Source organism: Chitinophaga sp. CC14, assembly GCF_048957795.1.
In the GTDB taxonomy this organism is placed as follows: Bacteria; Bacteroidota; Bacteroidia; order Chitinophagales; family Chitinophagaceae; genus Chitinophaga; species Chitinophaga ginsengisegetis.
This window is the reverse complement of record NZ_JARBFY010000005.1, coordinates 1,569,193-1,580,599: the sequence shown is the minus strand read 5'-3', so window position 1 is coordinate 1,580,599 and position 11,407 is coordinate 1,569,193. Positions and strand designations below refer to the sequence as shown.

7 protein-coding genes and 1 pseudogene are annotated in these 11,407 nt (G+C 48.0%); 4 read left to right on the top strand and 4 right to left on the bottom strand.

Annotated features, from left to right (window positions below; all coding sequences use genetic code 11):
- Positions 1 to 5: 5 nt before the first annotated feature.
- Genes PV783_RS25875 through PV783_RS25865 form a run of 3 tightly spaced genes read left to right on the top strand, consistent with a single transcriptional unit; the run spans position 6 to position 3,887 of the window.
- On the top strand, positions 6 to 1,154 hold the full coding sequence (locus PV783_RS25875) for a hypothetical protein (RefSeq protein ID WP_420990164.1): 1,149 nt from the start codon (positions 6 to 8) through the stop codon (positions 1,152 to 1,154).
- Positions 1,117 to 2,925, top strand: coding sequence for an FAD-dependent oxidoreductase (locus PV783_RS25870; RefSeq protein ID WP_420990163.1), 1,809 nt, complete (start codon positions 1,117 to 1,119; stop codon positions 2,923 to 2,925). Before PV783_RS25875 ends, PV783_RS25870 begins: the two co-directional genes overlap by 38 nt.
- Before the next feature lie 2 nt (positions 2,926 to 2,927).
- On the top strand, positions 2,928 to 3,887 hold the full coding sequence (locus PV783_RS25865) for an FAD:protein FMN transferase (RefSeq protein ID WP_420990162.1): 960 nt from the start codon (positions 2,928 to 2,930) through the stop codon (positions 3,885 to 3,887).
- 31 nt (positions 3,888 to 3,918) lie between these two features.
- Here the strand turns inward: PV783_RS25865 and PV783_RS25860 are convergent.
- A pseudogene (locus PV783_RS25860) lies at positions 3,919 to 4,008 on the bottom strand (hypothetical protein); the annotation flags it as partial.
- 360 nt (positions 4,009 to 4,368) lie between these two features.
- Here PV783_RS25860 and PV783_RS25855 point away from each other — a divergent pair.
- Positions 4,369 to 4,878, top strand: coding sequence for a hypothetical protein (locus PV783_RS25855; RefSeq protein WP_420990161.1), 510 nt, complete (start codon positions 4,369 to 4,371; stop codon positions 4,876 to 4,878).
- A 1-nt stretch (position 4,879) separates the two neighbouring features.
- Here the strand turns inward: PV783_RS25855 and PV783_RS25850 are convergent, their stop codons facing one another.
- The 3 genes from PV783_RS25850 to PV783_RS25840 form a co-directional block, all read right to left on the bottom strand.
- A complete protein-coding gene (locus PV783_RS25850; protein WP_420990160.1) occupies positions 4,880 to 6,052 on the bottom strand; it encodes an acyltransferase family protein in 1,173 nt (390 codons plus the stop codon).
- Positions 6,053 to 6,122: 70 nt separating this feature from the next.
- Entirely contained in the window at positions 6,123 to 7,907 is a 1,785-nt protein-coding gene (locus PV783_RS25845; protein ID WP_420990159.1) for a RagB/SusD family nutrient uptake outer membrane protein, read from the bottom strand.
- A 25-nt stretch (positions 7,908 to 7,932) separates the two neighbouring features.
- On the bottom strand, positions 7,933 to 11,343 hold the full coding sequence (locus PV783_RS25840; RefSeq protein ID WP_420990158.1) for a TonB-dependent receptor: 3,411 nt from the start codon (positions 11,341 to 11,343) through the stop codon (positions 7,933 to 7,935).
- Positions 11,344 to 11,407 lie beyond the last annotated feature (64 nt).

Sequence of the window (11,407 nt, the reverse complement as noted above, 5' to 3'; positions counted from 1 at the left end):
CGAACATGAAATATACAGTGGTCTGTTTACTGATTTGGTGTTGCCAGGTAACAAACGGGATGAATCCCGCTGATACCCTGAAAGACGTGCTGGGTAACCGGTCGTTGTTGCCGGTTGCCGCCATGTATAAAACATACCGGATCAGCGACACGGCTGCTTACGAGCTGCAACTGGCGCTGGATGCTGATAACAGACCACTGTATTATTACCGGAATATTTTTACGCCCGTTTGTTATACGGGAGAATGTAAACCGGTATACATCAACCTTTACTGGGATCTGCTGGGCAATTATATCCGTTATGACCTGCCCGCAAAGGAAGTATTAACGAAACTGGATCACCGGGAATTTAAGCGCGATGATTATGAAAAACTGCACGACATACTGGCGCGTCCTAATTCATTGCTTGCGGACCTGGCTATCACCGACCTTATTGTACCGGGAACGGAAAATCTCAGCGATTCGGTAGATGCCCGTACCGGCGCTACGCTCAAAACCATTAAAAATGAAGTGATCTCCGGCGCGGTATATACCTGCTATACGTTGTGGCATATTGCACACGGACCGGTAACAGATGAAATTACCCGCATCACCGATACGTATCTCAATCCCGCACTGCTGCACCGTTTTCTATCTTCCCAAAATCATACTTACCAGTATAAGGCACTTGAAAAGATTATGGATAAAAATGGAAGGATAGCGCCGGGTTTTGAGAAAGATATCCGTACATTGATCAATGGCAAAAACATTTTTATTGCACGCTATACCTTACAGCAGGTGTATCCCGGTTTTGTTACCGGCGCTAAAGCACAATCGTGGTTGTGGGATACCTATACTAAAAGCGGCTATCCCCTGCAATTAACAATACTGCGCAAGCTGGCCACCGTGCCGCTGAGTGCTGCAATGGCGAAGCAACTCGCCGTCGCCGGCAGCAGTGCCAACGAAGAACAGTTCCATTTAATATTGGCTGCATTGCAGGCCACTCCTGGTTTGCCGGAGCCGGTAATACAGCAGCTGGCAGATCAGTTAAAAAATACCGATGCCACACGGGCAGCCGCTATCCATGCGTTGCTGTTACAACGGCAGCCGGTGAATCATTCCGTAAAAATTAAGATGCATGAATATGAACAAACGCTTCATCCAACTGAAAAATAGCTGGTTGATCATCCTGTTGTTGTGTGTATGCACACAATGGCTGCAGGCGCAGCAGCGGATATTTGTGGAAACAGAATCCTTCGCAGAAAAAGGTGGCTGGGTAATTGACCAGCAGTCGTTTCCCGTAATGGGCTCCTCTTACCTGATGGCGCACGGCATGGGCCGCCCGGTAAAAGATGCCGTGACTACCGTCAATTTTCCGGAGAAAGGTACTTACCATGTATGGGTGCGTACCAAAGACTGGGCCCCCTTCCCGAAAGGACCGGGAAAATTCCGGGTGGTGATAAATGATGCACCGGTGAAAACGGTGTTTGGCGAAAGTGGCAACGACAAATGGAAATGGTACGATGGTGGAGAGATCACCGTTCCTGCCGGCGCCGCAAAAATCGCCCTGCGCGATCTCACCGGTTTTAATGGCCGCTGTGATGCGCTGCTATTCACCACCGGCAAATTCACGCCACCGGATGATGCCGCTGCATTAAGCGCATTACGCCGTAACCTGTTGCATTTAACGGCCACGCCAAAAGCAGCCGGGCCTTTTGACCTCGTAGTAGTGGGTGGTGGCATTGCCGGCACCTGTGCCGCTATCTCCGCTGCCCGCATGGGTTTGAAGGTAGCATTAATCCAGGACAGGCCTGTACTCGGTGGTAACAACAGCTCAGAAATACGGGTACACCTGAGGGGGGATATCGACAAAAATTACTATCCCAAACTGGGCCGTATTGTAAGGGAAATGGATAACGGCGATCCCGGTAATGGTAACCCCGATGCAAATGAATATGGCGATGCCCGTAAAATTGATATCGTTAAAGCAGAAAAAAATCTCACCCTGTTCCTCAATACCTACGTGTTCAAAGTAGAAAAAGAGAACGACCGCATTGTTGCGGTTACCGGTCGTGATATCGCCAACAGCCAGGAAACACGTTTTACCGGCACTTACTTCTCCGATTGTACCGGCGATGGTACGGTAGGATATCTTGCCGGCGCCGCCTTCAGAATGGGCCGTGAAAGCAAGGCAGAAACAGGCGAATCGCTCGCTGCGGAAAAGCCGGATAGCTTTACATTGGGTACTTCCAACTTATGGGCTTCCCTGCCAACAGACAGCGTTACTTCCTTCCCCGCCACGCCATGGGCACTGCAGTTTTCAGACGAATATCATATCGATGCGTCTAAAGCCGACTGGGAGTGGGAAACCGGCTTTGGTAATTTCAATACCATCACCGAGGCAGAACAGCTCCGCGATCATAACCTGCGCGCCATTTATGGTAACTGGTCGTATCTCAAAAACAGCAAGCCTGAAAAATACGGCAAACAACAACTCGCGTGGGTAGCCTATATCGGTGGTAAACGCGAATCCCGGAGGATCATCGGTGATCATGTGCTTACACAGATGGATATCCAGGAAGGCAAAATGTATCCCGATGGCACCGTCACCGCCACCTGGACCATCGACCTGCATTTCCCGGATCCTGTCAACAAAAAATATTTTGAAGGACAGGAGTTTTTTGCCGGCACCAAACATATCAGGGTAGCGCCGTATACCATTCCGTACCGTTGCCTGTATTCTAAAAATATCAGCAACCTGTTTATGGCAGGACGGAATATCAGTACCACGCACGTAGCCTTTGGCAGCACCCGTGTAATGCGCACCTGTGGCATGATGGGAGAAGTAGTAGGCTTTGCCGCCTATGTAGCCAACAAATACCACAGCAGCCCGAGAAGTGTATACACCGATCACCTCACCGAATTTATGGACCTGATTAAAAATTAAAGATGTACGCCGTTTATATCCTGCTGCTGCTTCATACCGCCGTTGCTCCTTCCCTGATACACCTGGAAGGCAGCGCGCAGGGCACCACCTGGCATATTCAATATGCCGATGCGCAGCAGCGGGATTTTACGCCGCAAATCACCCAAACCCTGCAGGATATCGACCAGTGCTTATCCATTTACAGGAAAGACTCCGAGATCTCTTTATTCAACCGCGCCGCTTCTATTGAATTCCAGCTGCCCTATTTTTACCCGGTATTAAAAAAATCTGCCGAGATATACGCCGCCACCGATGGCGCCTTCGACCCCACCGTAATGCCCCTCACCGCCGCTTACCGGCAGGGGAAAAGAACACATACCCCGTGGTGGGAAAAGGCCGATTCCCTGTTGCAATACGTAGGCTTTTCGTATATCCGTTTTGATGAAACAGGCGTGCGCAAATTAAAGGAAGGCGTGAGCCTGGACTTCGATGGTATTGCCCAGGGCTATAGTGTGGATGTTTTAGCCGCTTTACTGGACCGTAACGGCATCAGCAACTACATGGTAGAGATAGGAGGAGAAGTGCGCTGTAAAGGGCTTAAAAACGGTGTGTCATGGACTGTTGGCATCGATAACCCGTTGCATCCTGATCAGCAGCTGGCTACTGTACGGCTGCACAACCGGTCCGCTACCACAGCAGGTAACTACCGCGATCATTATGAGCAGAACGGCACCATATCCGGGCATATCATTCATCCCAAAACAGGGTACTCCACACCGGATTCGCTGTTAAGCGTTACCGTGTTTTCCGAAGATGCCATCACCGCAGATGGGTATGACACGGCTTTTATGGTGATGGGCGTGGAGGGTACAAAACGGTTCCTGGAGCAGCGGAAAGATATGGATGTGTACCTGGTGTACTTGGATGCGAAGGGCGGGGTAAGGGTGTGGATGACGGAGGGGTTGAGGGGGATGGTAGAGTGAGGTTGCCACAAACTTTTATTATTGGTTCACCAAAAGCTACCTCCAGCTTAATAAGCGTTTCTATTGTGAAATCCTGTACACCTGATAACCATTTGGATAGTTCAGCCTCGCTTTTATTCATTTTCTCCGCCAAAAGATTTGGTTTACCTTCAAATTTTTCTTCCAGCAGTTCATGAATTCTATCCTGTATATCCATAGATAGTTTTATGTGTTTCCGAACATCAGCCGGTGTTTGTTCGATAATAGATTGAAATTTGTCAAGCTTCATATATTAATTTCAAAACAAATTAAGCATTCAAATTTTGAGAAATCAATCTCAATAACAACACGAAATTCCTTTTTCTTCAAATACATTCTTTCTACAACGAGTTAAATCTCGATTATTAACAAAATTGCAGACATCATTTCCCTGATTGATAGTACTGATTTTATAATAATCGTGTATAGATTTCTTTATAGCGTATTTAGAAAACGATTAACTATGAAAGGAAAGAAAAACTACGAAGAAGAACTCACAATAGACAACATCTACCCTCACGGTCTTTCCAGGGAAGAGAAAGCAGCAGCAGACAGGGAAATGGCTGCGTTTCGTATGGAACAGTGGAATAAGATGACCAAAGCAGATCACCTCCGCGCAGACCTGCTGCAAGTCAAGTACCAAATGGAAAGCGTTATTGAATCACTGGAGTACCAGGGCTCATTGCATTTCGGCTATTTCCTTTCTGCCTATATCCGGGCAGTACAAAAAAAGCAAAAGGAATTTGCCGCAGAAATCAGCATTGATGAAACCCGTTTAAGTCGCATTATCCACAATAAGGAATTCCCGAATGATGAACTGTTTATCAGACTGGAACTGCATTCAAACAATACCATATCCGCACTCAGCTGGTTTTTGCTGGCGGGAAAAGGGAAAGCCTATAATATCAGCACAAATAAAGAATTACGAAGGAAAGAGAAGAAAAATGTGCATAAAACCATTGCAAAAATATAGGTTACAAATACTTTTTAACCACCCCATTTTTCCGCACCAAATACACCACGCTCCAACTCAGCGCTGCCGTTACCACAAACGTGATCAGGAACTTCACGAACGCGTGTAATGGCGCATTCAACAAACTGTACTGGCACCAGACAATGAAAATATAATGCACCAGGTAAATACCATAGGCATTAGCGGAAAGTGATTCCCACCACGGGTTTGTTTTATTGAGGATACTTTTAAACAGGGTTAAAAAAGCAATACAGCTCATTGTACAGGATAATATCCATATCAACCTGTAGATAAGGGTGGCCTGTAATTCGCTCAGCTGGTGGTTGCCGATCATCCGGATGATGGGGGCTTCACTGAGTTTCAGCCCGGCGTATATCACCAGACAACTGATTACCCACAGCGGCCATTTTTTTACAAAGGCAGATCCATCTGCAAATATGCCGTTGGCCAGCCCCGGCGCGCCGATCACTGCTCCCAGCAGGAAGTAACCGGCATACAGGAACACCCTGCTGATCTGGAAATCGAAAGGACCGATGCCCGTCCATGCATACGGGGATACAAATTGGATAACAGGAATATAGAGTAATAAAGTATAGATGTACCAGGAAAGAAATAATTTTCCCGGACGTTGCTTTTGCATCGCCAGCCAGTTACCTGCTTTGTTCACCCCGTTTTTTACCAACGGGTAGCACAAGGCAAAAACTAGGTTAAACACAAACAATACCCAGATGAACCAGGGCGGTCCTACCGGCCACGCTTCTACCGTAAAAAAATCTATTACATAAGCCTTTATATTGTGTTGCCCTGTAGCCAAAAGAAAGGAAGGGTAATAGGCGATAAGCATCAGCAGGGTAACGCCGATCATAAAAGGAATAAACAATCGGTAAAACCTGTCCCGGATAAATTTCCCCATGCTTTTGCTACGCAAACTGTTCATCACAAAAATGCCGCTGATCAGGAACATCAGCGACATAAAAAAGATGTCATTAAAATCTTCAAAGATATCCAGCCCCTTCCACCTCGCAGTATCTACCACGGGGTTGGTGGAGAGGATATAGGCGCTTTTATTAAAAGATGCAAACGTGGTGTATGCCAGCGATGAATGATGGGCCACAACTAAAAGAGTAATAAACGAACGCAGATTATCCACCCAACTATTCCTGACTGGTACCATATGTTTACCGGGTTTAGCAGGAACAAGATAAAACAAAAAGTTGCAGGACATGCCTGCAACTTTTTACTACTTAGTATCCCGGGTTCTGTACAATCTTCGGGTTACGGTCTATCACGTCCTGTGGTACCGGGTTCAGGTACATTTTGGCGGTAAACACATGCGGATGATTCAGTGGTACAATTTCGTATTTCCATACTCCCGCATTATCGTTTGGAGAAGTGTTGGTAATCTTCATGGCGTGTTTATCCACATTCATCACGGTACTCACTGTTTTCCAGCGGATGATATCATAAAAGCGTTTGTTCTCAAAGCAGAGTTCCACGCGTCTTTCGTGATAAATAGCGGCCCGCATATCTGCCTGGGATAACCCCGGTGCAAGATTGGGTAAGCCGGCCCTTTTGCGGATCTGGTTAATGGCGTTATATACGGTACCATCCGGTCCTGCGGCTTCATTTTGCGCTTCTGCATATCCCAGCAGTACTTCTGCGTAGCGGTAATAAATAAAGTTGGCGCCGCTTACTGCACCACCGCCGGGACGTACCAGTGGGTTGAGCCGCTTCTTAAAATAATAACCGGTGTTGCTTACGTCGTCGGTACCAAAGTCAATCTGGTTTTTGGACGGATGTACTTTATCGATGCGGGTGTATATGACGTCGGCTTTGTCCATCCAGGTCATTTTATAGGGGGCGCCGTCATATACGATCCAGTCGTAGAAGCGTCGCTCGCGGCCTACATAAGGATGCTGCGGATCATAGCCGGAAGTGGGATCGGTGATAGGCTTGCCATTGGCCATATTGAACTGGTCTACCAGTTCCTGCGTGGGGTTGTAGTTGCCCCAGGTATAATAAGCGCCGTTAATCCACACGGGACCGCCATATTGTTCAAAAGAAGATCCCATGGTGTTGGCTACTACCTGCCGGTCCCACACCACTTCTGAATGGTATTCATTGGCTTCATACCAGATGGCGGAAGGATCGGGAAACAGTTCATACGCTTTGCCGTTGCCATAAAGATCAATGAATTGTTTGAAGGTGGCAGCGGCCTTTGCCCAGCGTTGTGCGTCGTAGTTATTGTAGCCGGCTACTTTGTGCGGGTCATTTCCTGCGGCGGGTTGTGGAGCGTTGAATGCAGGACTGGCGGCATATAGTTCCACCCATCCTTTTAAGGCCAGTGCAGCGCCGAGGGTAGCACGACCTGCATCTGCATCGCCCTTGTTATATTTAGCCGGCAGGTAACCGTCTTTGGCAATGGAATCGAGTTGCGTGGTGATGAAGTCCACTGTTTCTGCAAAGGTGTTCCTGGGCGTATAGATGGCAGCGCTGTCCATTGTGCGCCTGTCTGCGGGAACGGTGATAATGGGCAATCCACCGATGTGCATCCACAATTCGCTGTAGAAAAAGGCGCGGATAAACCGGGCTTCATCGAGCCGTTTGTTCAGCCACTCCGGGGAAAAGTTTGCAGCGTTTTTACGCACTTCTGTAATGAAGGTGTTGCATTTGCGGATATTGGTAAAGATAGTGGTCCAGTTGGTCAGATCGCCGGAACCGGTGATGCCTCCCCAAATGGTGTAGTCGTTGGAAGACGGTTCCACAATGCCTTGTTTCCAGTTGTAGGACGTGTAATAAAAACCGGCGTCATTGTCGTCGGTGAAGTTATCCAGGTTTTCCGGCTGGTTCCAGTAGTTGGGTAATGCGCTGTAGATATCGTTGAGGAAAAGATCAGCATTCCCTTCTGTACCCCACTGGGTTTCATCGGTGAGTTTCGACTTGTCGGTATTTTCCAGGAATTCCTTTTTGCACGACAGGATACTGAGTAGCAGTATGACGGCGGACAACAAATGTATGAAGCGGATCATAATATTTTGATTTAACAGGATGAATCTAAAAAGTGACATTGAGCCCAAACACAAATACCTTCTGGTTAGGATAAGCTGTTTCCAGGTCGGTGTAGCCTACTTCCGGGTCCATGAATTTCATTTTGCTGAGGGTGAGCAGGTTTTGCCCGGAGAAATAAGCACGAACGCTCTGCATCTTCATAGCCTTGGAAATATTGGCCGGAAGCGTGTATCCCAGCACGGCAGTTTTTAACCGGAGATAACCTGTTTTCATCATCCAGAAATCAGAGTTCTGCGTGTTATTGGCGTAAGGCGACTGGTTCGCACGAGGGTACTTTGCATTGGGGGTGTTGGGTGTCCAGTGGTTGTCATAGTATTCATAGGCAGAATTGCTATTGTTGTTGTTAAAGGGCACTGTCTGAAAACCGCGGATGTTCAGGCTGGCCAGTGCAGAACCCTGGAAAAACAGGCTGAGGTCAAATCCTTTCCAGGAGGCGCTGGGGGTGAAGCCGTAAGTGATGAAAGGATATACCGGGTTGCCGATCACCGTTTCATCGTAGGAGTCTATTCTACCATCGGGTTTACCATCAGGGCCGCCTATATCAGCATAGCGGATATCGCCGGGATGCAGTACGCCAAACTGGGTAACGTTATATCCATCTTCAGTGTTGATGATGCCATCTTTGTTTTTATCATCTTCCAGGGAAAACAATCCCAGCGCATGATAGCCGAACTGTGTGCCGGTGGGCCGGCCTGTTCTGCTCCGGTTGGGATTATTGCGTGTGGCGGAAGTTTCAAACACCTGGATCATTTTATTTTTAGCATAGCTGAAATTGCCGTTCAGGTTAACCTGCAGGCCATTGGAGAAACGGTGGCTGGTACCGGCGGAAATATCGATACCACGGTTTTCCATAATGCCCTGGTTTTCATCGGAGAGGTTCAGGCCATATTCTACCGGCACCGTTACAGCCGGAGGCAGTAACATACCTGTTCTTCTTTCATGAAAATAATCTACTTCCAGGGTGAGCAAACCTTTCCACAAAGTAGCGTCTATACCGATATCTGCTTTAGTAGATATTTCCCAGGTGATGTTGGGATTGGCTTCGCGGGTGATGTTGGAACCCTGTACCATATTACCGTTGCCATAAGCATAGGCGTTGCCGTATAAATTATAGCCGTTCAGATACTGGAATGCCGCGCCGGCCAGGTTACCCGATTTTCCCCAGGAGCCTCTTAATTTAAGGTAGGTCAGCGGGGAGGGATGGTCTTTCATAAAGTTTTCTTCAGAGATGATCCATCCTGCGGAGAAGGCGGGGAAATAACCCCAGCGTTTGCCGGGAGCAAAGTAGTAATGACCATCGTACCGGCCGGCCGCTTCAAAAAGATATTTATGATCGTAGATGTACCCTAAGCGGTATACAAATCCAAGCTGGCTACCGGTAATCGTGGAGCCGTTGTTATCAAAATCATTTTTGTTGGAGCTGCCCATACCCAGCTCGTCGATGTTTACCGCAAAATTATTGCGCCGCGCAGAAAAGCCGGTGGAATCATTTTTGCGGGCTTCTGCTACCAGCAGCCCGGTGAAGTCGTGTTTACCAAAGGTGTTATGATAGTTCAGGAATCCCTGGTAGGTGAAGTACTGGTTTTTTGAGTACTCCTGGTTCAGCCAGGTGTATGGAGCAGCACTTCCTTCCGATGTGGATATCTGTTTCGTATAGCTGTAAGGGTTAGTGGACGTGTTCTGTGAGTAAAAGTAAAACGGCGTATGCCATCCTTTAACGGTGAAGTCGTTAGGATCATAGCTAAAGGTTCCTTTAATACTCAGCCCTTTAATGAAAGGCAGTTGTTGCTCCACGGCAAGGGTAGTGAGCAGGGAAGTAGCTTTGCGGTGGGAATAACCTGCTTTCAGGATCCCTACCGGCGTGTTGCCCGCAAACTCGCCCCAGAGGCCATTACTGTAGTACATGTTGGTAATGGGGATCAGTTTATATGCGCTGCGGAACAGCTGTCCCGGTGTGGTGGCGGCATCCACGCTGTTGGTGTTTTCGATGGCGCCAATGAGCGACAGCGATACCGTAGTAGTAGAGGTGGCGCTCACTTCCATGTTCACGTTATAGTCGTAACGCTTGTAATTTATTGGGTCAAACATCCCGTCCTGTTTGAGGAAACCTAGACCGGCATAATACCTGATTACTTTGGTGCCGCCGCTGAGCTGCAGGTTATAATTTTGAATAGGTGCGCGCATGCGTACCAGGTCTTTGGTATTGCTGATGGGATATTTGTCGGGATCTTTAGCGTTCAGGTCTGCATAGGTATTAATAAGCTCTTCGGAGAAAGGCTGTTGTGCGCCACCGGGATTTTCATTCATATAGGCTTCATTACGCAGGCGCATATAGTCCTGGGCGTTCAGCATCTTTGGGTAATAGGTGGGCGTTTGCCAGCCATAGTAGGCGTTGAGCGACAGCGAAGGCATACCTGTTTGTCCGCGTTTGGTGGTAATGAGTATTACGCCGTTGGCGCCGCCCAATCCATACGGGGCTACTGCGGCGGCATCTTTCAACACGGTAACGGAGGCGATGGAGCTGGGTGCAATTTCATTGATGTTATTACGGATGATCCCATCCACTACTATTAGTGGTGAGTTGTTGCCGGTGGTGGCAATACCCCTGATGTGGATATCGGGATTATCCCTGCCAGGCTGGCCGCCATTGGGACGCATGCTGATACCGGAAACATTTCCTGCCAGCGAATTGGAGATGTTGGTCACCGGCGATTTCGCCAGTTCCTTTCCCTGTACTGCTGCTACAGCTGCGGTAGAGGAAGTTTTCTTCTGTGTACCGTAACCTACCACCACTACTTCATTTAAGCCGCTGGCGCTTTCTTTCAGGATAATGTTGATGGGATCGGTGGTGCTTACCACTTCCGTTTGTTCATAACCTACATAACTGAATACCAGCGTAACGCCGGCAGCGGCCTGCAGTTCAAAACGACCGTGTTCATTGGTCATGGTGCCAATATTGGTGCCTTTTACTTTTACGGATACGCCAATGAGCGGATCGCCATGTTCATTTTTTACGATGCCGCTTATTTTGGCGGCGCTTATATTGCCGGAGGCAATTACAATAGCGTTGTCGTTTAGTACAGTGTAACGCAGTGTGGTGCCGGTAAAGGTTTTTGTGAGCAGTTGTTCTACCGTGGCATTTTCTGCATGAATGGATACCGGCGGTTCTTCCGGTAAAATATCGTCGTTGTAGATGAGCCGGCAGCGGCTTTTTTGTTGAATAGCTTTCAGCACTGTTTTAATGCTGACTTTCTCCAGGGAGATGCTGATCTTTTCCTGGGTGACGGAGGTGGCGTATAAGGGTGTGATACCGGTTAACAGCAAAGCCAGGATAAGTATGCCCGGCAGCCCGCCATGCAGACTTTTATTAAAAGTCCATAGGAACATTATTTTCATAACATGGAATGTAAGAGGGTGAAGGAAAGTAAAGTACAGTGAGTGCTTTGTAATGTTTTTATGT